The sequence below is a fragment of the SAR202 cluster bacterium genome, assembly GCA_016872355.1.
Lineage (GTDB): Bacteria > Chloroflexota > Dehalococcoidia > Lucifugimonadales > VGZY01 > VGZY01.
In genome coordinates, this window is record VGZY01000015.1 from 1 (window position 1) to 18,893 (window position 18,893).

An 18,893-nucleotide genomic window follows, 5' to 3' on the forward strand; every position below is an offset into this window, starting at 1 on the left:
CGGACTATGTGACCCTGTACTTCGAAGACGGGACGGACAACCTCTACCACCCTGGCAACAAGTCCAAGAAGTACCGCAGCGTCAGCTTCATAGACCCTGCCTACTGGAACGCTGTAATGGGCCAGTAAGACCGGTTAACGGTGGAATATAACAGGGGCCGCGACTCGCGAGTCGCGGCCCCTGTTGCTTTCCTACGCCAGCGGCACCACGGCAGAGGACCAGAAAAAGGGAACGCTATTGTCCCGGTTTTGTGGGTCCCTGGATAAGAGAAAGGCCCCTTGCACTTTGGTCAAGGGGCCTCAAAATCAGATCAACAAGCAACTGCCTGCTAAGGCCACATCATCGCTTGCTGTACTGCTTGGCCTTGCGGGCGCGCTTCAGACCGTACTTCTTGCTCTCCTTCTCACGAGAATCGCGGGTGATGAAGCCCGCCTTCTTGAGAGATGCGCGGAGGTTGGGGTCTGCCGTCTCGAGAGCGCGGGCGATGCCGTGCCGCAGGGCCCCGGCCTGGCTGACGACGCCGCCGCCGTCTACCTTGGCAACGACCCTGAACTGCCCGACCGTGTCTGTGACTTTGAAAGGGGATGTAATCACGGTCTGCCACTGCTCCCAGGGGAAGGCCTCTTCAAACGGCTTGCCGTTCACAACGATGGGGCCGCGCTCCATATATACCCTAACGCGGGCTACAGCTGTCTTGCGCCGGCCGGTCCCATAATAGTAGCTCTGCTGGTTCACCTGGGCCTCCTAGGATGCCGAAGCCGTGGCAGGCGTCTCGGACGGCTGCGCGGCCTTGTTTGATGCGTTGACCTGGGCGGCGTGCGGGTGCTCGCTGCCGGTGTAGATCTTGACACGTGAGAGCATGTTCTTCCCGACTGCGTTCTTGGGAAGCATTCCCTTGATGGAGTGCTTAAGTACGCGAGCAGGGTACTTGGTATGCAGCTCGGCCAGTGTCTGCGTCTTCAGACCGCCGTGGAAGCCGCTGTGCCGGTAGTAGACCTTCTTGTCCAGCTTGGCGCCGGTGACCTGTATCTTCTCCGCGTTGATCACCACCACGAAGTCGCCGGTGTTCAGGTACGGCACATAGCTTGGCTTGTTCTTGCCCGTGAGCAGCGTTGCGATCTCGGTCGAGAGCCGTCCGAGGTTCTTGCCTGACGCATCCACAACGTGCCACGCAGCCTTAACGTCCGAGACCCGTGTCCAGTGCGGATGTATGTTCGTTGCCATCTGTCTCACCAACCTTTAAGCGGAAATCGTCGTAATTTACCCTGATTAGACAGAGGCCTTCCGGAGGAAGCGCTCGCGCCACGCAATCTACCGGCGTCCTGTCTATCATCGCTTTTAACTGGACCGGGGTGATTTTCCCCAGTCCCACATCCACCAGCGCGCCGGCCATACGGCGCACCTGGTGCGGCAGGAAGGCGTTCCCTTCGACCTCAAAGGTCAGCAGGGGAGGCTGCGTAACCACGCCGGCCTCAAACACTTCCCTGACGGTGCTTGCGTCCCTGCGCGCCAAAGGGGCCGCAAAACCTGCAAAGTCGTGCACACCTTCGAACATCGCCGCCCCAGTCCGCATAGCCCCCACATCCAGCCGGGCTGATACGTGATGCGTGATTCGCCTGAGGAGGGGCGATCTGGCCGCAGCGCAGTATATCACATACCTGTACCTGCGGCTTCGGGCATGCCGCCGCGGATCGAAATCATCCGGAGCGGCGCCCACCCATTTCACTGATATGTCGGCTGGCAGGTAGTGATTAAGCGCCTTTTGGAACGTCGCCAGCCCATGCCGCGACGAGGTGTCGAACGCTACGACCTGGCCCAGGGCGTGTACCCCGGCGTCAGTTCTCCCCGCCCCTTTAACTCTTACAAATTCCCCGGTGAGGTTGTTAATTGCCCTCTCGAGTTGCTGTTGGACCGAGGGGGCTTTCGCCTGGTGCTGGAAACCGCTGTAGGCGGTGCCGTCGTACTCGACTACCAGCGCGAGCCTCATCTCATTAGCCTTGATTTCTACTTGCCTTCCGGCACCAGCTCAAGAATGGCCATCGGCGCGGCATCGCCCTTGCGCGGCTCGGTCTTCATGATGCGGGTGTACCCACCCGGCCGCGTCTTGTAGCGCGGGCCGATCACTTCGAACAGCTTCGTCACTACCTTCTCGTCGGTGATGACCGCAGCGACCATGCGGCGATCGTGCAGCGTGCCACCCTTGCTGCGGGTTATGAGCTTCTCCGCCATGCGGCGGATCTCTTTGGCCTTGGGCTCGGTGGTCTGTATTGACTCGTGCTGAATGAGGGAGGCTACCCCCAGCTTCAGTATTGCAATTCTTTCGTTGGTTGGGCGTCCCAGCTTTCGCCCTGAAAGACCGTGTCTCACGTCTAGTCTCCTGGTTCTACGCCTTGGTTGTCTCTGCGCCGAGCTCCGCCGCGTCTTATTTCTCTTCCTGCTGGTTCTCCGGGTCTATCTCCGCGGGCAGCAGGTTCATCTCGCGCAGCCTGTCATAGAGTTCGTTCAGTGACTTCTCGCCGAAGTTCCTGATCTGGAGGAGCGCTGACCGCTTCATCTCCAGCACCTGCCCCACCTTGTCTATACCTGCGCGCTTCAGGCAGTTCAGAGTCCTGGACGAAAGGTCAAGCCTCTCCACAGGGACGTTGTACTGCTCCGGTGAGATCTTGAGGCGAATGGGTGTGCCCTCTTCGCTGCTTTCGGACGCCTTCTGCGCATTCGCGAACAGGAAGAACTGGTCGACCAGAATCTTACCGGCCTGGCGCAGAGCGTCCACGGGCGCGATCGATCCGTCGGTCCAGATTTCAAGCGTCAGCCGCTCGAAATCAGTGCGATGGCCCACGCGCACCGGCTCAACCTTGTAGTTGACCTTGCGAACGGGGCTGAAGATAGCATCCACCGGCAGGACGCCAATCGGCAGGCCGTCGCCGCGCGAGGCCTCGGAATAGCCTTTGCCGCGCTCTACGTTGAACTCAACGGAGAGATTTGCATCGTCCGAGTCCAGCGTTGCCAGATGAAGCTCCGGGTTAACGATCTCGAACTCGGAGGAGGCCATGATGTCCCCGGCGCTGACCTCGCCTTGCCCCGCAACTTCAAGGCGGAGCTTGCCCCTCCGGTCCACTTCGGACTTCAGGCGAATGCCCTTAACGTTCAGGAGAAAATCGGAGACCTGCTCCTTGACGTGGGGAATGGTGGCGTACTCGTGAAGGACGCTGTCTATCTTCACCCAGGTGATAGCGGTTCCGGGGAGCGAGCTGAACAGCACGCGCCTCAGCGGGGCGCCCAACGTGTTGCCGTAGCCCTGGGGAAGGGGCTCCGCGACAAATTTCCCATACCGGTCGTCGGCATCGACGACCTTGATCTGGGAAACAGGATCGCGTCCCTGTTCCTCGGCCGAAGCATCCTTAAAGGCAAAAGACTGGAAATTTACCATATCGTTAGGAACTCCTGTCAGTCAAAGCCGCGGAGTTGGAGATAAGTTCAAGACTACCGGTTATAGGACTCTACGATCAGGCGCGGCTCAATGCCGGTGTCGTTCTCCGAAACGTCCGGGAGGGAAAGCACTTCACCCTTGAGTGCCGCGGCATCTATCTTGAGCCAGCGGGGAACGGAATGCTTTGCCGTGCCGTCCGTCAACTGCTGGATAAACGCCGGAACGACGCCTTCTTCCACTTCCGCCCAGGCGATAACGTCGCCGGGCCGGACCAGGTAGGACGGGATATCCACCCTGCGACCGTTTACGGTGAAGTGGCCGTGGTTTACCAGCTCCCTCGCCTGCTTGCGGGAGTCCGCGAATGAAAGGCGATAGATGGTGTTGTCCAGCCGTCGCTCCAGGATCTGCAGGAGAATCTCGCCGGTGATACCCGTGTTCTCCCTGGCGTTCTCAAAGTACCGGCGGAACTGCCGCTCAAGAATGCCGTAGGTGAACTTTGCCTTCTGCTTCTCGCGGAGCTGGACGGCCCAGTCGGACGTCCGCCTTCGCTTGGGCTGGTGAGGGCCGGGGGTGCGCTTGCGGCGCTCTACAGCGCACTTGGGCGTGTAGCACCGGGTGCCCTTCAGGAAGAGCTTCTCGCCTATTCGGCGGCACTGACGGCAGGATGGATCAATGTATCGTGCCATATGAGCCTGTTTACAGGACCTCCTCAAAACTCCGGACAGCGGATTCACCGCTTTACGCGCGCTGGCTCGAATGCTCAGGCGCTCTGCTCTCCCGTTTACGTAGAGAGCATTTCGTAATCAAACCCCTCTTTACGCACCCTCAGGTCGTAGTAAACCAGGCTGAGCCCGATCCCGACGACAGGAGGCGCCAACGCAGCGTTCGCCGCCGCCACCACCAGCTCAACCGGCAACGGAAACCCGCCGCCGACGGCGTCTACTCCAACAATCGCCATTGCGGCCATCACCGGAAGCATCAGAACGATGCCTACGCCGATTGCCGCCGCCAGCAGGACAAGTGATGCGGCAAGCAGCCTGAATGCGTTCCCACCGACAAGATGCACGCTGCGCCCGATGGCTGCCGGCGCGGGCAACCCTTCGATGGTCGCTGCCTGGACCGCCGTGACCATGTGTACCGCCAGGACCACAAAGGTCGGAAACAGTACAGCAGCGACAGCGACGGTTGCAGGGAGGGACATCGACGTGCCACCGGCCCTATCGGCCACCAGCAGCGCGCCCTGCACCCCCATCCACAGCAACCAGAATGCCAGAGCCACAAGGACCAGCGGCACCGAATGCCTTACTGCCCGCCGGTAGCTCCAACCGACACTAATGTTGTTAATTGAGTAGCTCTGCCCTACGGCCACCGTCATCGCGGCAAGCGCGAAGACCAGAGCTGCTATCATCCCAAAATTCGCTGCCGCCCCGATTACCGGCCCCCAACCCACGGTGGCGCTCACCACCGTCTGGATGGCTGTAGCCGGGACGAGCACAACGGCGGAAATCCCGAGGAAGGCCCCAAATGACCTGCCATACAGCCTGAACGACTCGTTCAAGATGGCGCTTAGACCCATCGGTCTGACAGCCGTCTTCCCGGCCTCGGCTCCGCCTTCATAGATGCTCAAACCGGTCTAGACGCGGCGGCGCTTGCGGGGCCTGCAGCCGTTGTGCGGCACCGGCGTAAGGTCGCGGATGCTGGTCACGTGGATACCGGATGCCTGGAGCGAGCGGATGGCCGACTCGCGCCCGGCGCCCGGGCCCCTGACGAAGACCTCGACCTGCCGGAGACCCTGCTCCATGCCCTTCTTGGCCGTGGCCTCGGCGGCGCGCTGCGCAGCGAACGCCGTGGACTTCCTGGAGCCCTTGAACCCTACACCGCCGGCACTGCCCCATGCGAGCACATTGCCCTGCGGGTCGGTGAGTGTGATCATTGTGTTGTTAAATGTGGACTGCACGTACGCGCGTCCAACCGGAATCGACTTGCGCTCTTTGCGTCGCGTCCTGGGTGCCCTTGGCATCGTTCGCCTCTTTCAAAAACTACTTGCGAGTTACCTGCTTCTTGCCCGCTACAGGTATGCGGCGGCCGCGCTTGGCCCTGGCGTTCGTCTTGGTCCTCTGCCCACGAACGGGCAGCCCGCGGCGGTGGCGAATACCCCTGTATGCGCCGACCTCGATAAGGCGGCGGATATTCAGGTTGACCTCCCTGCGAAGATCGCCCTCTACCTTCTTGCCGTGGTCGACGATGTCCCTGATGCGGGTGAGCTCAGTCTCCGTCAGGTCCTTGACCCTCGGGTTGTTCTGGATCCCCGCCTTGGAGAGAATATCCAGGGCCTGGTACTCGCCAATGCCGTAGATACTCTGCAAGGCCACATGGACACGCTTGCCGTCAGGTATGTTAACGCCGGATACAATCGCCATTATTTACTCCCAAAGGAAAGCCGGTGAGGCTAACCCTGCCTCTGCTTGTGCTTCAGATTCGTGCAAATAATCATGACGCGGCCGTGCCTCCGGATAACCCGGCACTTGGCGCAACGCGTCTTTACCGAAGCCGAAATCTTCATCGTCATTCTCCATCGGTACCAGTTTCAATAAGCCGGCCTGCGTTCAGGCCCAACTTGTGCGGCAACCCTCGGTATCGGCCTATCGGAATCTATAAGTAATCCTGCCACGGCTGAGGTCGTAAGGCGAGAGCTCAACGAGAACCCTGTCGCCGGGCAGCACCCTTATGTAGTTCATTCGAATCTTGCCAGAGACGTAAGCCAACACTTCGTGGCCATTCGCCAGCTCTACCTTGAAGGTCGCGTCTCGCAGGGACTCCGTTACCCTGCCCTCTACTTCTATCGCTTCCTTCTTTGACATATCACTCCCTGCCGACGACACCCTGCAGGGCCGTCAGCACTTCGACTCCATTCTCTGTAATGGCGACCGTGTCCTCAAAGTGCGCCGAGATGGTCCCGTCGGCGGTCACCACCGTCCAGCCGTCCTTGAGAACTTTTGTCTGCCAACCGCCTATGTTAAGCATCGGCTCGATAGCGAGGACCATCCCGACCTTCAGCAGCGGCCCCCGTCCGGCAATGCCGTAGTTGGGGACCTGCGGGTCCTCGTGCAGGGCGCGGCCGATCCCATGCCCGACGTACTCCCTGACTACTCCGTACCCGCGTGTCTCTGCGTATTCCTGTACCGCGGCGGCGATATCCCCGATGCGGTTCCCGGGCTGCACCTGCGCGATCCCCGCCAGGAGCGAGTCTCTCGTCACGTCCATCAGGCGCTGCGCTTCGGGCGAGACTTTCCCGACCCCTACAGTTACAGCGCTGTCCGAGTGGAACCCACCGACCACGGCGCCGAAGTCCAGGCTGACGACGTCGCCTTCCTTCAGCACCCTGCCGGACGGGATCCCGTGAACGATCTCTTCATTGAAAGATACACAGATCGTGGCAGGAAAACCCCTGTACCCTTTGAACGAGGGTACGGCCCCCATTCGCCGGATCTCTTTCTCCGCGATCTGGTCGAGCTCACGTGACGTGACGCCCGGTCTGACCGCCTGGAGCACCTTCGCCTTCGTTTGGGCGACGACCTTGCCGGCCGCCCGCATCAACTCTATCTCTTTTGGAGACTTTAGCGTGATGCCGTCCGGCTTGGATGCCCCGATTCGTGCTGCGTAATTAATGACACTCTCCCGGACCTGGCCCTTTGACATGAACACGTGCAAAGGCGCCTTCAAAAAAGGCACCGCTATCGATCATAGCACACGCTATCTTCAAAGTCGCGTCTAACTTGCCCGGTACCGCAGCCGGAAACAAAAGTATACATCCTCGGCGCAGGAATGCAACATCTTTGCCGCCGGGGATGTTATCTCTTGACTGCCCCGATGAGGTCCTGTCCGACCTCTTCGATAGACCTTTCGCCGTTGATCTCCCGCAGAACCCCGGCCTTCTTGTAGTACGCCACAAGAGGCGCCGTGTCCTGGAGGTACACCACTTTAATCCGGTGCTTTACCGCCTCGGGCTTATCGTCCTCGCGCTGGTAAAGCTCACCACCGCAGGCATCGCACACTCCCGCCTTCTTAGGCGGGGCCGTGTTAACGTTATAGACTGCCTGACAGGACCTGCATACCCTGCGACCGGACAGGCGACGAACGAGTTCGTCTTCGCTCACCTTTATGTAAAGCACCCGGTTAATCCCGCCCTTGCCCTTGAGTGCCGCATCGAGCGCCTGCGCCTGGGGGAGAGTCCGCGGAAAGCCGTCCAGCAGAAAACCGCCGTTCTTCGCGTTCTTCTCAATCCAGTCCATCACCATCTTGATGGTGACCTCATCCGGGACCAGAGCGCCTTTGTCCATGTAGGACTTCGCGAGCTGGCCCAGTTCAGTGTTCTTTGCCCGATGCTCGCGAAACAGGTCGCCGGAGGCAACCTTCGGAATCTTCAGATGCTCGGCGATTCTTGACGCCTGGGTGCCTTTTCCCGCGCCCGGGGGTCCAACAAGGATGACTTTCAACTGTCCTGTCTCTAATTGGTGTTTGGCTACGGGAACTACTTGATGAACCCTTCGTAGTTCCTCATCAAAAGCTGAGCCTCAAGCTGCCGCATCGTGTCCAGCGCAACTCCCACCATAATGAGCAGGCTCGTGCTGCTCAAGGTGAGCGCGCGAATGTCGGTAATAAGCGTCACAAAGAACGGCATCACCGCGATGATTCCCAGGAACAGCGCGCCTCCCCAGGTGATGCGGAGAATGACCTTATTGAGATAGTCCTGCGTGGGCTCGCCAGGCCGAATGCCCGGTATGAAGCCGCCGTTGCGCTGGAGCGTCTCCGCCAGGTTCTGCTGCTGGAAGATGATTAGCGTGTAGAAGAAGGTAAAGACCACCACCAGGATAAAGACGGCGATCCAGTACACCCCGCCTTGAGGATCGAAGGTGGTCGTAAAGAAGCCCGCCAGCCTCTCGAAGATCGACGGGTTGGCTTCCCCGGGAGCGGCCCTGAAGTAGCTTGCGACCGTCACCGGGAGGATGATGATCGAGAAGGCGAAGATCAGAGGGATCATGCCGGCGGAGTTGACCTTCAATGGGAGGAACGTCGCGCCGCTCTGCCTCTGCATCCTGCCGCCGCGGAAAATGCTGCGCCCGTACTGGACGGGGATGCGCCTGACCGCCTCGGTAAACCATACAATCACAAAGATGAGTGCGAAACCGAACACCGCGAGCATAATGAGACCGCGAGTTTGGCCCGGCTCGAGGAAGCTCTGGCCGATGAGCTGGGGGAACTGCGCGACGATGCCACCGAAGATGATGATCGAGACGCCGTTGCCGAGGCCGCGCTCCGTAATGAGCTCGCCCAGCCATACCAGGAACATTGTGCCCGCAACCAGGGAGGCCATAATCGCCGCCGTCTGCAGGTTAAGTCCGAAGTCCACGCCGGGGAGAACGTTTGACTGCCGCAGGATTGTGAGCTGGCCCCACCCCTGGAACAGCGCGACAGGAACGGCCAGGTAGTGCGTGATCTGGTTTATCCGCTGGCGACCGTATTCGCCCTCCTGGGATATCGCCTTTAGCCTGGGAACAATCGGTATCATAATCTGCACCACGATAGACGCAGTAATATAGGGATAAACGCCAAGCGCGGCGATGCTCAGATTAGAGAGAGCGCCGCCGCTGAACAGGTCCAGGAAGCCCAGTAGCGCCTGCTGCTCAAAGGCCTGGTTGAGCGCCTGAACGTCCACTCCGGGCACAGGAACGTGCGCAACGAAGCGGAAGACCACGAGCATCGCGAGCGTGAACAAAATCTTCGCCCTGAGGTCGGGTATGCGCCACGCGGCCAATACCGACTGCAGGAGCTGCGGCTTTGTTATATCTGACCTGGCAGCCTGGCTCTGGCGTACCACTAGCTGATCTCCCTGACGCTGCCGCCGGCAGCTTCAATCTTCTGTCGTGCGGACCCGGTGAATTTCTGGGCCTCCACCACCAGAGGAACGCTCAACTCCCCACGGCCCAGGACCTTCACCGGCTTTTTGGCATCCTTCAGGATGCCGGCTTCAGCCAGGATCTTCGCGGTAACCTCGACATTGGCGGCAAACCCGCCAAGCTGGTCCACGTTAATCTCGCTGTACTCCACGCGAAACTTGTTTGTAAAGCCGCGCAGGCGGGGCATTGCCTTGATTATGGGGAGCTGGCCGCCCTCGAAGCCGGGCCTCATCTGCCCACCGCTCCGGGCCTTCTGTCCCTTCATGCCGCGGCCGGAGTAGCTGCCGCTACCGCTGCCGTCGCCGCGACCTACGCGCTTTCGGTCTTTCTTTGCGCCCTCTGCGGGCTTGAGATCGTGCAATCGCATCTTGTGTTATTCCAGGGTAGATTGTCTACTCGATCGGCTTGATGTTGACCAGGTGAGCGACCTTTGAGATCGCTCCGCGGATGGCCGGGGTGTCCTCGTGCTCCACCGTCTGGTGAAGCTTTCGAAGGCCCAGGCTCTCCACAGTCCTTCTCTGACCGGCATCGTAGCCGGTCGCGCTTTTGACGTACGTTACAGCGATCTTAGCCATTCTGAGCTGCCACCTGTTGCTGTTGCTGCTGAGGGGGCTGGGCCTGGGGCGGCCTCGGCTTCCTCTGCCCCTGCTTGGGCTGGCGTCGCACCGGCGGGTTCTCCACGAGCTGCCTGCGCTTCGCGAGCACCTCCTGGGGGTCCTTGAGCATCGCCAGCCCGTTGAAAGCGGCCTTGACCGCGTTGACCGGGTTGGTGCTGCCGCGGGCCTTGGTAAGAATGTCCTTCACACCGGCAAGCTCAACCACCGCGCGGACCGCGCCGCCGGCGATAACGCCGGTGCCCGGGCCGGCCGGCTTGAGCATTACCTGGGAGGCGTCCGCGTAAGCTACGACCTCATGCGGAATTGTGCTGCCCTTGAGCGGCACGCGTATCATGTTCTTCTTTGCCTCGACCACGCCCTTGCGCACGGCATCGGGTACGGCGTCTGCCTTGCCCATGCCTACGCCAACGTGGCCGGCGCCGTCGCCGATGACCACCACAGCGCTGAAGCTAAGGTGGCGACCGCCCTTCACAACCTTGGCGACGCGGGAAATCTTCACTACACGCTCTGAGAGGGCCAGTGCCTCCGGATTGATTCTCTCTTGCTGGGTCACCATTAGAAGGAAAGACCTCCCTTGCGCGCCGCGTCCGCGACGGCCTTGATACGGCCATGGTACAGGTACCCGCCGCGGTCGAACACCACCGCCGACACGCCCTGGGCCTTCGCCCTCACGGCGACCAGCTTGCCCACCATCTCAGAGACCTTGACCTTCTTCTGGCCATCGGCCTTGGACTTGACGTCGCCTTCCATGCTGGAAGCTGCTGCCAGCGTCACACCCTTCGTATCGTCGATGACCTGGGCATAGATGTGGTTCAGGCTTCGGAAGACCGCGAGCCTTGGCCTATCGGCCGTGCCCTTTACTTTGCGGCGCACCCTCTGGTGGCGTGCCACCCGTCGCGCCGTGCTGGAACCTTCCCTGGACATTGCTACGCAGCCCTCCTGGCGCTCTTGCCCGGCTTCAGCCGGACCTGCTCGCCAACATATCGGATGCCCTTGCCTGTGTAGGCATTGGGCGGCTTAACTCCACGTATCTTCGCGGCCAGCTGGCCGACTACCTGCCTGTCGATGCCCTTCACGTGCACCTTGGTAGTGCCCTCAACCTCGAGGGTAACGCCGGCGACCGGTTGGACATCAACGGTGTGGCTGTACATCAGGCTCAGGCTGACGCCCTTGCCGGATGGCTGCACTCGATAGCCGACGCCGACAAGCTCCAGCGACTTGGTGTAACCCTGGCTCGCGCCGGTCACCATGTTGGCTATCAGTGCGCGTGTCAGTCCGTGCACCGCCTTGTGGCCTCGCTCATCGGACGGCCGCTGCACTTTGATGGATGCCTTGTCGGCCGTGATCTTCATCTCGGGGTTGAATGACTGGGTGAGAGTGCCCTTCGGCCCCTTCACGGTCACTTCACTGCCCTTCACTGTGGCCTCAACACCCTTTGGGAGTGCGATGGCCAGATTACCTATCCTGGACATTATCGGCTCCTTACCAAACGTAGCAGAGCAGCTCTCCGCCGACGCCTTCGCGCCACGCGGACTTGCCCGTCATCACGCCCTTGGACGTGGAGAGTACGGCTACACCCATGCCGCCGTAGTACCTGGGAATCTCGCCCTTGCGCACGTACACCCGCAGGCCGGGGCGGCTGACCCTTTTGATACCTGTGATTGCGGACTCTTCTTTGCCGCGATAGTGGAGGTACACTTTGATGGCGCCCTGGACGTTCTGGCCCTGGCTCACCTCGAAGTCCTCGATAAAGCCCTCTTCCTTGAGGATCTTGGCCAAAGACGAGTTCATATTGGACGCAGGCACCGTGACCGATTCGTGGCGCACGGCCACGGCGTTACGAATGCGCGTCAGCATATCTGCGATGGGGTCTGTAGCTACTGCCATTGCGTCTCCCTGATCCGCCTGTCACTGTTCGCCGGGCCACGGCCCGGCAGGATTCATTACCAGCTGGCCTTGCGCACTCCAGGAAGCATCCCGGTGAGCGCCATTTCCCTGAAGCATATGCGGCAGAGGCCGGCGTGCCTGATGTAGGCGCGAGGCCTGCCACACCGGTTGCAGCGGTTATGGTACCTTACGGCGAACCGCTGTGGCTTCTTCCACCGTGCTATCTTGGATTCCTTAGCCAAAGTGCGTGCTCCCTGCTAACTTCTCTTGATTGTCAAAATTACTACGCGGCGCGCTTCCCGGAGCCCACGGACTTCTCGAAAGGCATTCCCAGAAGCTCCATGAGCCTGAAGCCTTCGCGGTCCGACGCGGCTGTAGTTACGATCACGATCTGAAGGCCGCGCATCCTGTCGATCGAGTTGTACTCGATCTCCGGGAACATAACCTGCTCCTTGAGTCCGAGGGCGTAATTGCCGCGCCCGTCGAAGGCGTTCCGCGGGACGCCGCGGAAGTCGCGGATTCTCGGCAGCGCGGAGCTGACGAGCCTGTCGTAAAACTCGTACATCCTGCGACCGCGGAGGGTAACGGTGATGCCCATGGGCATCCCCTGCCTGATCTTGAAGGTCGCGATTGACTTGCGGGCGCGAGTCGTTATCGGCTTCTGCCCGGTGATAGTGGTGATGTCCTTCGTCGCAGCCTCAACGGCCTTGGCGTTCGTGATTGCTTCCGCGCCGATGCCAACGTTCACGATGATCTTCTCAAGCCTGGGAATCTGCATCGTGCTGGAGTAGCCGAATTCCTTGAAGAGGGTTGCGGCTACCTCGTCCTTGTACCTGACCGCCAGCCTGGCGGGAGGAAGAGGACCCTTGCGCTCGGGAATGGGCGCCGATTCAGGCTTGGCAGCCCTGGGGGTCTTTGCGCCACCCTTGGCCTGCTCACCCTTCTGCTGGCCCTTCGCGGGGGCCTCTGACTTGGCAGCCTCAGCCTTGGGAGAGTCGGCAGCAGCCTCAGAACGCTTTGCAGCGCCGCCCTTGGCGCCGTCGGACTTTGGAGCCTTCTTGCTCTTGGTGTTATCTGCGTTCTGTTCAGTAGTCACTCGATCACTTCCTTGCACTGTTTGCAGACCCTGGCCTTGGTGCCGTCCGCAAGCTTGCGATGACCAACCCTGGTCGGCTTGCTGCAGTGTGTGCAAACAAGCATAACGTTGGCGGCCAGGAGGGGCATCTCCTTCTGGATGATGCCGGCCTGGCGGACCGTGGCAGACGCCTTGGCGTGCCGGGAAACCATGTTAACGCCCTCAACGAGCACCTTGCCGTGCTTCGGAAGGACCTGCTGCACCTTGCCCTGCTTGCCGCGATCTCGTCCGCGCAGCACCAGGACGGTATCTTCTTTCCTGACGTTCATGTTTACAGGACCTCCGGAGCGAGGGAGACGATCCTCATGAAGTTCTTGTCGCGCAGCTCCCTGGCCACCGGCCCGAAGATGCGCGTGCCGCGAGGCATCAGCTCATCGTTGATGAGCACAGCGGCGTTGTCATCGAACTTGATGTAGGACCCGTCCGGCCTGCGGTATTCCTTGGTGGTCCTCACAATGACGGCCTTCACCACGTCGCCCTCCTTGACGGCGGCGGCGGGCACGGCCTCGCGGACGGAGGCAACGATCACGTCACCAAGGGTGGCGTACACGCGGCCTGAGCCGCCCGGCACGCCGATACACCTGATGACCTTTGCGCCGGAATTATCGGCGACCTTCAATCGGCTATACTGCTGAATCACTTTCGTAGCTCCTGGTGCGCCGTGCCGTTAGGCCTTGGCGGCGCCTTCCGGCGTGGTAGTCGTTGCCTCGACCGGCTGCTCTTGGGGCACTCCGAGCTCGTCCGGCTGTATCTCCGCGATATCGCCCGCGGTCACAACCTCGACGACGCTCCAGCGCTTCGTCTTGGAGAGCGGCCGGGTCTCGCGAATGCGGACGACGTCGCCTGTCTTGGATATCTTGGCCTCATCGTGCGCCTTGAACCGCGTCCTGCGCCGGACGGCCTTCTTGTAGACCGGGTGGACCCTGCGCCACTCGACCTCTACAACGACCGTCTTCTCCATCTTGTCGCTGACGACTGTGCCGACCCTGACTTTGCGTCTTTCAAAGCTCATCTTGCGGTCCTCGCCAGCTCCCTTTCTCGGATCACGGTGTTGATGCGCGCAATCCTCTTGCGGATCTTGCTGATTTCGTGCACGTTGGCCAGCTGCATGGTGGCGGCGCGGAAGCGCAGGTTCATCTGATCCTTGCGCGACTCCACCAGCTCCGTGGCCAGATCGGCATCACCCAATGCTCTGATATCGTCGATTTCCATCTGTATCTCTTCCTCCTCCCCCTGAGGGAGAGGCCTTCGGGGCCTGTGCCGGCCCCGGCATGGTGAGGTCTAGTAAATGCTACTCGTGCGCCGAGACTACCCGGCAGTCCATTGGTAGCTTGTTTGAAGCCAGTTTCAGGGCCTCGCGGGCATCGCTCTCAGGAATGCCGGACACCTCGAACAGCATCCTGCCCGGTAGGACTACTGCAACCCAGTGGTCAACGGCGCCTTTACCGCCGCCCATGCGTGTTTCGGCAGGGCGAGCGGAGACGGACTTGTCCGGAAAGATCCTGATCCAGATCTTGCCGCCCTTGCGGGCGTAGCGGGTGATGACGCGGCGGGCCGCCTCAATCTGCCTGGAGGAAACCCAGGCAGACTCCGTGGCCTTGAGTCCAAACGCACCGAAGTTCATCCCGCTTCCGGCTACCGCGATGCCCTTGCGGCGCCCGCGGTGCTTATTGCGGTATTTAACTCTCTTTGGCTGCAGCATTTGCTGTACCCTCTTGCTCGGTCTTCGCAGGAGCGGAGGTCGCATCGAGCGCCGCGGTGACAGCGTCCACCTGCTTGCGCTGCGGCAGGACCTCTCCCTTGAAAATCCATACTTTCACGCCGATGCGACCGAAACCGGTATGCGCCTCGGCGATCGCGAAATCGATGTCTGCGCGGAGGGTGTGCAGAGGAACCCTGCCCTCCATGGCCTTCTCAGTGCGCGCAATCTCCCCGCCACCGAGGCGGCCGCCCGCGACGACCTTGATGCCCTTCGCCCCGGACTGCATAGTCCTCGTTACGGCCTGCTTGATGGCCCTGCGGAACGCCACGCGCCGCTCGAGCTGGTCTGCGATGTTCCTGGCCACCAGGTAAGCATCCAACTCGGCCTGGCGGATATCCTGAATGTTCAGGCGGATACGCCGGCTGGTGAGCTTTTCGAGCTCCTTGCGCAGCTCTTCAACCTTTTGGCCGCCGCGGCCGATCACGATGCCCGGGCGGGCCGTGTGGATGGTAATCACCACATCGTTCGAGCCCCGCTCGATATCGACCCTGGAAATGCCGGCGTCGTCCTTGTTGGACGTTACGGCCTTCCGGATGGCCATGTCTTCTTTGACAAGCCCGCGGTACTCTTTCTGCTTGTCAGCGAACCACTTGGCCTTCCAATCGGAAGTGATCCCGAGCCGGAACCCTACTGGATGAGTCTTATTTCCCAAGCTACTTGGCCTCCTGGTCAACCACGACCGTGACGTGGCTATTCCTGCGGTGAATTCGGGTGCCGCGGCCGCGGGCGCGAGCACGGAAGCGCACCGTGCGGGGGCCTTCGTTGGCATAGATCTCCACGATCTTCAGGTCTGCCGTCCGAGTGACCATTTCGTTCTCGGCGTTCGCCGTCGCGGACTTCACAACCTTGGCGATCTGGGCGGCGGCGGGAGAGGGGTTGAACGCCAGAATGTTCATGGCGTCCTGGACCTTCTTGCCCCTGACCATGTCGATGATCAGCCCCATCTTGCGGGCCGAAATACCTGTGTTTTTAGCTGTCGCTGTTGCAGCCACTGTCCCTGACCTCTGCCACTTTCCTAGGACGGCGAAGTGGTCTTCTCTGATTTCGAGGAATGCCCGCGGAACGTCCTGGTGGGGGCGAACTCGCCGAGGCGATGGCCAACCATGTTCTCCGTGATGAACAGGGGAACATGGCGGCGGCCGTCATGAATAGCTATCGTAAGGCCAAGCATATCGGGGACGATCATAGATGCCCGGGACCAGGTGCGGATCACAGCCTTGCTGTTCGCGCGCCGGGTGCTCTCCACCTTCTTGGCGAGATTTGCGTCTACGTATGGCCCCTTCTTAACTGACCTGGACATGTAAGTCTCTAGCCTCCAGCTATTCTACCGATTGTGAGTTCTGCGGCTCAATATGTACTTGCTCGTGGACTTGTTCCGGCGCGTCTTCTTGCCGAGAGTAGGCTTGCCCCACGGGCTCTTCGGGCTTGACATGCCTATGGGTGAGCGGCCCTCACCACCGCCGTGCGGGTGAGCATTAGGCGCCATGGCCACACCGCGTACCGACGGCCGGATACCCAGGTGGCGCTTGCGGCCGGCCTTGCCGAGCTTGATGTTCTTGTGGTCCACCGCGCCTACCTGGCCGACGGTGGCGTTGCAGTCCGCCAGGACCCGGCGTACCTCGCCGGAGGGAAGGCGGAGGAGAGCGTAGCCGCCCTCTTTCGCCAGCACCTGGACGCCTGCGCCAGCGCTGCGAGCGAGTTGAGCGCCCTTGCCGGGCTTCAGCTCCACGCTGTGAACGATCGTGCCGGTGGGGATTGCCCTGAGCGGCAACGTGTTACCTGTCTTGATGTCCGCGCCCTCGCCGGTCTCAATCTTGTCGCCGACATTCATGCCGACAGCAGCAACAATGTACCGCCAATCGCCATCGACATACTTGATAAGAGCGAGCCTGGCAGACCGGTTCGGGTCGTACTCGATCGCGTCCACCTGCCCGACTACGCCCGGCTTGTCGCGCCGGTAGTCGACAATGCGGACCTGCCTCTTGTGGCCGCCGCCGCGATGGCGCACAGTCACCCGCCCGGTGTCCGTCGCCCTGCCCGCCCGCTTGGCGTTATTGGCGATGAGCGACTTCTTCTTGGGCTTCGACCGGGTCAGCTCCTCAAACGTCTGGAGGACCGCGCCGCGGCGTCCCGGAGATGTTGGCTTGAATGTCTTTAGTGGCATTTACACACCCTCGAACAGCGTGATCTTATCGCCCTGCTTCAGGGTGACGATCGCCTTTTTCCAAGACTTCGCGTAGCGGATCTTCGGGCCGAACCGCTTGGCCTTGCCGCGCATCGTCACGGTGTTGACCTTGACGACCTTTACGTTGAAGGCCTTCTCCACGGCGGACTCAATATCCAGCTTGGTCGCATGAGAGGCGACCTCAAAGGCATACCGGCCCTGCTCCTGGAGAAGAGTGGACTTCTCAGTAATGATCGGCCTCTTCAGAATCTCAAAGCTCTGCATATGTTCCTATGCCTGTGCGTCCGCAGCGGCGGACTTTTTCTTGCCGCGCACCAGCGGGCCGCCCCATAGCGACTCCACCTTGCGGACAGCGTCAACCGTCATGACAAGCTTCTCGTGCTTCATCAGGTCCAGCGAGTTAAGCTGGGCGGCCGGCAGAAGCTTCACGCCCGCAATATTGTGGGCGGAGCGGATTACCTGTTCGCTGGCACCGTCCCCGACGAAGAGCGTCCTGGAAGACGCGACGCCCAGGGCGCCCAGCACCTTGGCGACCTCTTTGGTCTTGGGCTGCTCGATGGCGAGCGCCTCAACGACGACCAGGTTGCCTTCCTTGACCTTATCGGACAGAGTCATCGTTAAGGCAGCGCGCCTTACCCTCTTGGGAGTGTACTGGCGGTAGCTCCGAGGCGTGGGTCCGAAGACCACTCCGCCGTGCCTCCACTGGGGAGCGCGGATGGAGCCCTGGCGGGCGCCGCCGGTATGCTTCTGCGGGCGCGGCTTCTTGCCGCCGCCGGATACTTCCACCCGGTTCTTGGTCTTGTGCGTCCCCTGGCGTGCGTTGGCCTGGTAGCCGACGATTACCTGGTGAACGAGGTAGGCGTTCATCGGGACCGCGAAAACGTCGTCGCGGACCTCGATCGTCCCTACTTCATTGCCTTCGATATTCTTCAGATTGATTTCCACGCCTGCCTACCCCTTCTTCCGGGTCTTGCGGATGGACTTCCTGATCCTGACGATGCTATTGGTCGCACCAGGAACGCCGCCCCTGACGAAGAGCAGGTTGCGCTCGTTGTCCACGCTGATGACGTACATGTTCTTTACAGTGTGCTTGGAGTCACCCATGTGGCCGGCCATGCGAAGGCCCTTGATGACGTGGCCGGGCCACGTGCCGGAGCCGATCGAACCCGGATGGCGCTGGCGGTCGGACTGACCGTGCGTCCGCGGGCCGCCGTGGAAGCCGTGCCTGCGAACGACGCCCTGGTAGCCGCGGCCCTTGATAAGGCCGATGGCGTCCACCTGGTCGCCCGCCTCGAAGATGTCGACCTTGATCTCCTGCCCAACCTGGTACTGCGACGGGTCTTCCGTGCGCAGCTCGCCAAGGTGGCGGAAGTTCTTGCCGACGGGCTTGAGGTGGCCCTTGGCCGGCTTGCTCAGCTTCTTGGCCTCGTCGAAGCCAATCTGTACCGCCCCGTACCCATCCTTGTCAGGAGTCTTTACCTGGGTGACGGTGCACGGCCCAATCTGGATAGCGGTGACCGCCACAACGGCCCCGTCTTCCAGGAACATCTGGGTCATTCCGATTTTCTTGCCGATCAGTTCTGTTACAGGCATGTTCTTTGCTTCTACAGCTTGATTGAGATATCAACGCCCGCGGGGACGTTGAGCCTGGTCAACGAGTCGATCGTCTTCGACGTCGGGTCCAGGATGTCTATGAGCCGGTTGTGGGTCCTGAGCTCGAAGTGCTCCCGGGAGTCCTTGTCGATGTGCGGCGAGCGGATAACGCAGAACCGCTTGATCGTCGTGGGGAGGGGCACTGGACCCGCAACCCGCGCGCCGGTCCTCTCGGCGGCCTCAACGATGTGGGCCGCGGACAGGTCCAGGATTCTGTGATCGAACGCCTTCAGGATGATGCGGATCTTCTGCTTATTGACCATTTTC

35 protein-coding genes are annotated in these 18,893 nt (G+C 61.0%); all 35 read right to left on the reverse strand.

From position 1 onward, the window contains the following. Positions 1-339: 339 nt before the first annotated feature. The 35 genes from rpsI to rpsJ all read right to left on the reverse strand — a co-directional run bounded on the left by rpsI (position 340) and on the right by rpsJ (position 18,889). A complete protein-coding gene (gene rpsI / locus FJ319_05030; protein ID MBM3933650.1) occupies positions 340-735 on the reverse strand; it encodes a 30S ribosomal protein S9 in 396 nt (131 codons plus the stop codon). A 9-nt stretch (positions 736-744) separates the two neighbouring features. Beyond that, on the reverse strand, positions 745-1,224 hold the full coding sequence (gene rplM / locus FJ319_05035) for a 50S ribosomal protein L13 (protein ID MBM3933651.1): 480 nt from the start codon (positions 1,222-1,224) through the stop codon (positions 745-747). After that, entirely contained in the window at positions 1,178-1,987 is an 810-nt protein-coding gene (gene truA, locus FJ319_05040; GenBank protein ID MBM3933652.1) for a tRNA pseudouridine(38-40) synthase TruA, read from the reverse strand. The genes rplM and truA overlap by 47 nt, the downstream gene beginning before the upstream one ends. A gap of 17 nt (positions 1,988-2,004) precedes the next feature. Continuing rightward, complete coding sequence (locus FJ319_05045; GenBank protein ID MBM3933653.1) at positions 2,005-2,367, reverse strand: 50S ribosomal protein L17; 363 nt, start codon at positions 2,365-2,367, stop codon at positions 2,005-2,007. A gap of 55 nt (positions 2,368-2,422) precedes the next feature. Beyond that, positions 2,423-3,430, reverse strand: a complete 1,008-nt coding sequence (locus FJ319_05050; GenBank protein ID MBM3933654.1) for a DNA-directed RNA polymerase subunit alpha — start codon at positions 3,428-3,430, stop codon at positions 2,423-2,425. A 53-nt stretch (positions 3,431-3,483) separates the two neighbouring features. Beyond that, positions 3,484-4,116, reverse strand: a complete 633-nt coding sequence (gene rpsD, locus FJ319_05055) for a 30S ribosomal protein S4 (protein ID MBM3933655.1) — start codon at positions 4,114-4,116, stop codon at positions 3,484-3,486. A 95-nt stretch (positions 4,117-4,211) separates the two neighbouring features. Then, positions 4,212-4,925, reverse strand: coding sequence for a hypothetical protein (locus FJ319_05060; GenBank protein MBM3933656.1), 714 nt, complete (start codon positions 4,923-4,925; stop codon positions 4,212-4,214). A gap of 138 nt (positions 4,926-5,063) precedes the next feature. Then, positions 5,064-5,450, reverse strand: a complete 387-nt coding sequence (gene rpsK, locus FJ319_05065) for a 30S ribosomal protein S11 (GenBank protein ID MBM3933657.1) — start codon at positions 5,448-5,450, stop codon at positions 5,064-5,066. Between the two features lie 19 nt (positions 5,451-5,469). Further along, positions 5,470-5,850 carry a 30S ribosomal protein S13 gene (gene rpsM, locus FJ319_05070; protein MBM3933658.1) on the reverse strand — a complete coding sequence of 127 codons (381 nt, stop codon included), beginning with the start codon at positions 5,848-5,850 and terminating at the stop codon, positions 5,470-5,472. 29 nt (positions 5,851-5,879) lie between these two features. Then, entirely contained in the window at positions 5,880-5,993 is a 114-nt protein-coding gene (gene rpmJ / locus FJ319_05075) for a 50S ribosomal protein L36 (protein ID MBM3933659.1), read from the reverse strand. 79 nt (positions 5,994-6,072) lie between these two features. Beyond that, entirely contained in the window at positions 6,073-6,291 is a 219-nt protein-coding gene (gene infA / locus FJ319_05080; GenBank protein ID MBM3933660.1) for a translation initiation factor IF-1, read from the reverse strand. Between the two features lies 1 nt (position 6,292). After that, positions 6,293-7,129: a type I methionyl aminopeptidase gene (gene map, locus FJ319_05085; protein MBM3933661.1), complete on the reverse strand. Its 837-nt coding sequence runs from the start codon at positions 7,127-7,129 to the stop codon at positions 6,293-6,295. A 152-nt stretch (positions 7,130-7,281) separates the two neighbouring features. Then, a complete protein-coding gene (locus FJ319_05090; protein MBM3933662.1) occupies positions 7,282-7,926 on the reverse strand; it encodes an adenylate kinase in 645 nt (214 codons plus the stop codon). A 35-nt stretch (positions 7,927-7,961) separates the two neighbouring features. Continuing rightward, positions 7,962-9,308 (reverse strand): preprotein translocase subunit SecY, encoded by a 1,347-nt coding sequence (gene secY, locus FJ319_05095; protein ID MBM3933663.1) that lies wholly within the window; start codon positions 9,306-9,308, stop codon positions 7,962-7,964. Continuing rightward, entirely contained in the window at positions 9,308-9,754 is a 447-nt protein-coding gene (locus FJ319_05100) for a 50S ribosomal protein L15 (protein MBM3933664.1), read from the reverse strand. The genes secY and FJ319_05100 overlap by 1 nt, the downstream gene beginning before the upstream one ends. A gap of 25 nt (positions 9,755-9,779) precedes the next feature. Further along, complete coding sequence (rpmD, locus tag FJ319_05105; protein MBM3933665.1) at positions 9,780-9,962, reverse strand: 50S ribosomal protein L30; 183 nt, start codon at positions 9,960-9,962, stop codon at positions 9,780-9,782. Continuing rightward, positions 9,955-10,560, reverse strand: coding sequence for a 30S ribosomal protein S5 (locus FJ319_05110; protein MBM3933666.1), 606 nt, complete (start codon positions 10,558-10,560; stop codon positions 9,955-9,957). The genes rpmD and FJ319_05110 overlap by 8 nt, the downstream gene beginning before the upstream one ends. Further along, positions 10,560-10,928 (reverse strand): 50S ribosomal protein L18, encoded by a 369-nt coding sequence (locus FJ319_05115; GenBank protein ID MBM3933667.1) that lies wholly within the window; start codon positions 10,926-10,928, stop codon positions 10,560-10,562. The genes FJ319_05110 and FJ319_05115 overlap by 1 nt, the downstream gene beginning before the upstream one ends. 2 nt (positions 10,929-10,930) lie before the next feature. Next, the gene (locus FJ319_05120; protein ID MBM3933668.1) at positions 10,931-11,476 is read right to left on the reverse strand and encodes a 50S ribosomal protein L6; all 546 of its coding nucleotides are present in this window, start codon (positions 11,474-11,476) and stop codon (positions 10,931-10,933) included. 10 nt (positions 11,477-11,486) lie between these two features. Beyond that, complete coding sequence (rpsH, locus tag FJ319_05125) at positions 11,487-11,891, reverse strand: 30S ribosomal protein S8 (protein ID MBM3933669.1); 405 nt, start codon at positions 11,889-11,891, stop codon at positions 11,487-11,489. Positions 11,892-11,947: 56 nt separating this feature from the next. Next, positions 11,948-12,133 carry a type Z 30S ribosomal protein S14 gene (locus tag FJ319_05130; GenBank protein MBM3933670.1) on the reverse strand — a complete coding sequence of 62 codons (186 nt, stop codon included), beginning with the start codon at positions 12,131-12,133 and terminating at the stop codon, positions 11,948-11,950. A 41-nt stretch (positions 12,134-12,174) separates the two neighbouring features. After that, positions 12,175-12,987, reverse strand: coding sequence for a 50S ribosomal protein L5 (rplE, locus tag FJ319_05135; GenBank protein ID MBM3933671.1), 813 nt, complete (start codon positions 12,985-12,987; stop codon positions 12,175-12,177). Further along, entirely contained in the window at positions 12,984-13,295 is a 312-nt protein-coding gene (locus FJ319_05140) for a 50S ribosomal protein L24 (GenBank protein MBM3933672.1), read from the reverse strand. The genes rplE and FJ319_05140 overlap by 4 nt, the downstream gene beginning before the upstream one ends. Before the next feature lie 2 nt (positions 13,296-13,297). Beyond that, the gene (gene rplN / locus FJ319_05145) at positions 13,298-13,666 is read right to left on the reverse strand and encodes a 50S ribosomal protein L14 (GenBank protein ID MBM3933673.1); all 369 of its coding nucleotides are present in this window, start codon (positions 13,664-13,666) and stop codon (positions 13,298-13,300) included. A gap of 27 nt (positions 13,667-13,693) precedes the next feature. Beyond that, positions 13,694-14,038, reverse strand: coding sequence for a 30S ribosomal protein S17 (gene rpsQ, locus FJ319_05150; GenBank protein MBM3933674.1), 345 nt, complete (start codon positions 14,036-14,038; stop codon positions 13,694-13,696). After that, positions 14,035-14,238 (reverse strand): 50S ribosomal protein L29, encoded by a 204-nt coding sequence (locus FJ319_05155; GenBank protein MBM3933675.1) that lies wholly within the window; start codon positions 14,236-14,238, stop codon positions 14,035-14,037. The genes rpsQ and FJ319_05155 overlap by 4 nt, the downstream gene beginning before the upstream one ends. Before the next feature lie 79 nt (positions 14,239-14,317). Beyond that, entirely contained in the window at positions 14,318-14,728 is a 411-nt protein-coding gene (gene rplP / locus FJ319_05160) for a 50S ribosomal protein L16 (protein ID MBM3933676.1), read from the reverse strand. Further along, entirely contained in the window at positions 14,706-15,440 is a 735-nt protein-coding gene (gene rpsC / locus FJ319_05165; protein MBM3933677.1) for a 30S ribosomal protein S3, read from the reverse strand. Before rpsC ends, rplP begins: the two co-directional genes overlap by 23 nt. Position 15,441: 1 nt before the next feature. Continuing rightward, positions 15,442-15,780, reverse strand: coding sequence for a 50S ribosomal protein L22 (locus FJ319_05170; GenBank protein MBM3933678.1), 339 nt, complete (start codon positions 15,778-15,780; stop codon positions 15,442-15,444). Positions 15,781-15,803: 23 nt separating this feature from the next. Beyond that, on the reverse strand, positions 15,804-16,088 hold the full coding sequence (rpsS, locus tag FJ319_05175; protein ID MBM3933679.1) for a 30S ribosomal protein S19: 285 nt from the start codon (positions 16,086-16,088) through the stop codon (positions 15,804-15,806). Between the two features lie 24 nt (positions 16,089-16,112). Further along, positions 16,113-16,952: a 50S ribosomal protein L2 gene (rplB, locus tag FJ319_05180; protein ID MBM3933680.1), complete on the reverse strand. Its 840-nt coding sequence runs from the start codon at positions 16,950-16,952 to the stop codon at positions 16,113-16,115. Next, positions 16,953-17,237 (reverse strand): 50S ribosomal protein L23, encoded by a 285-nt coding sequence (locus FJ319_05185; GenBank protein MBM3933681.1) that lies wholly within the window; start codon positions 17,235-17,237, stop codon positions 16,953-16,955. Positions 17,238-17,243: 6 nt separating this feature from the next. Beyond that, positions 17,244-17,918: a 50S ribosomal protein L4 gene (gene rplD / locus FJ319_05190; GenBank protein ID MBM3933682.1), complete on the reverse strand. Its 675-nt coding sequence runs from the start codon at positions 17,916-17,918 to the stop codon at positions 17,244-17,246. Between the two features lie 6 nt (positions 17,919-17,924). Further along, on the reverse strand, positions 17,925-18,566 hold the full coding sequence (locus tag FJ319_05195) for a 50S ribosomal protein L3 (protein MBM3933683.1): 642 nt from the start codon (positions 18,564-18,566) through the stop codon (positions 17,925-17,927). 11 nt (positions 18,567-18,577) lie between these two features. Beyond that, positions 18,578-18,889, reverse strand: a complete 312-nt coding sequence (rpsJ, locus tag FJ319_05200) for a 30S ribosomal protein S10 (GenBank protein MBM3933684.1) — start codon at positions 18,887-18,889, stop codon at positions 18,578-18,580. Positions 18,890-18,893: the final 4 nt, after the last annotated feature.

What these genes read in the sequence shown, in the direction of transcription:
- rpsH (MBM3933669.1), bottom strand. Translation starts at nt 11,891, where the DNA reads ATGGCAGTAGCTACAGACCCCATCGCAGATATGCTGACGCGCATTCGT.
- map (MBM3933661.1), bottom strand. Translation starts at nt 7,129, where the DNA reads ATGTCAAAGGGCCAGGTCCGGGAGAGTGTCATTAATTACGCAGCACGA.
- rpsD (MBM3933655.1), bottom strand. Translation starts at nt 4,116, where the DNA reads ATGGCACGATACATTGATCCATCCTGCCGTCAGTGCCGCCGAATAGGC.
- FJ319_05110 (MBM3933666.1), bottom strand. Translation starts at nt 10,560, where the DNA reads ATGGTGACCCAGCAAGAGAGAATCAATCCGGAGGCACTGGCCCTCTCA.
- FJ319_05115 (MBM3933667.1), bottom strand. Translation starts at nt 10,928, where the DNA reads ATGTCCAGGGAAGGTTCCAGCACGGCGCGACGGGTGGCACGCCACCAG.
- FJ319_05100 (MBM3933664.1), bottom strand. Translation starts at nt 9,754, where the DNA reads ATGCGATTGCACGATCTCAAGCCCGCAGAGGGCGCAAAGAAAGACCGA.
- rpmJ (MBM3933659.1), bottom strand. Translation starts at nt 5,993, where the DNA reads ATGAAGATTTCGGCTTCGGTAAAGACGCGTTGCGCCAAGTGCCGGGTT.
- rplM (MBM3933651.1), bottom strand. Translation starts at nt 1,224, where the DNA reads ATGGCAACGAACATACATCCGCACTGGACACGGGTCTCGGACGTTAAG.
- rplB (MBM3933680.1), bottom strand. Translation starts at nt 16,952, where the DNA reads ATGCCACTAAAGACATTCAAGCCAACATCTCCGGGACGCCGCGGCGCG.
- rpsS (MBM3933679.1), bottom strand. Translation starts at nt 16,088, where the DNA reads ATGTCCAGGTCAGTTAAGAAGGGGCCATACGTAGACGCAAATCTCGCC.
- rpsK (MBM3933657.1), bottom strand. Translation starts at nt 5,450, where the DNA reads ATGCCAAGGGCACCCAGGACGCGACGCAAAGAGCGCAAGTCGATTCCG.
- rpsM (MBM3933658.1), bottom strand. Translation starts at nt 5,850, where the DNA reads ATGGCGATTGTATCCGGCGTTAACATACCTGACGGCAAGCGTGTCCAT.
- FJ319_05050 (MBM3933654.1), bottom strand. Translation starts at nt 3,430, where the DNA reads ATGGTAAATTTCCAGTCTTTTGCCTTTAAGGATGCTTCGGCCGAGGAA.
- rplP (MBM3933676.1), bottom strand. Translation starts at nt 14,728, where the DNA reads ATGCTGCAGCCAAAGAGAGTTAAATACCGCAATAAGCACCGCGGGCGC.
- FJ319_05185 (MBM3933681.1), bottom strand. Translation starts at nt 17,237, where the DNA reads ATGCAGAGCTTTGAGATTCTGAAGAGGCCGATCATTACTGAGAAGTCC.
- FJ319_05155 (MBM3933675.1), bottom strand. Translation starts at nt 14,238, where the DNA reads ATGGAAATCGACGATATCAGAGCATTGGGTGATGCCGATCTGGCCACG.
- FJ319_05195 (MBM3933683.1), bottom strand. Translation starts at nt 18,566, where the DNA reads ATGCCTGTAACAGAACTGATCGGCAAGAAAATCGGAATGACCCAGATG.
- rpsJ (MBM3933684.1), bottom strand. Translation starts at nt 18,889, where the DNA reads ATGGTCAATAAGCAGAAGATCCGCATCATCCTGAAGGCGTTCGATCAC.
- rpsQ (MBM3933674.1), bottom strand. Translation starts at nt 14,038, where the DNA reads ATGAGCTTTGAAAGACGCAAAGTCAGGGTCGGCACAGTCGTCAGCGAC.
- infA (MBM3933660.1), bottom strand. Translation starts at nt 6,291, where the DNA reads ATGTCAAAGAAGGAAGCGATAGAAGTAGAGGGCAGGGTAACGGAGTCC.
- truA (MBM3933652.1), bottom strand. Translation starts at nt 1,987, where the DNA reads ATGAGGCTCGCGCTGGTAGTCGAGTACGACGGCACCGCCTACAGCGGT.
- FJ319_05120 (MBM3933668.1), bottom strand. Translation starts at nt 11,476, where the DNA reads ATGTCCAGGATAGGTAATCTGGCCATCGCACTCCCAAAGGGTGTTGAG.
- FJ319_05140 (MBM3933672.1), bottom strand. Translation starts at nt 13,295, where the DNA reads ATGAACGTCAGGAAAGAAGATACCGTCCTGGTGCTGCGCGGACGAGAT.
- rpmD (MBM3933665.1), bottom strand. Translation starts at nt 9,962, where the DNA reads ATGGCTAAGATCGCTGTAACGTACGTCAAAAGCGCGACCGGCTACGAT.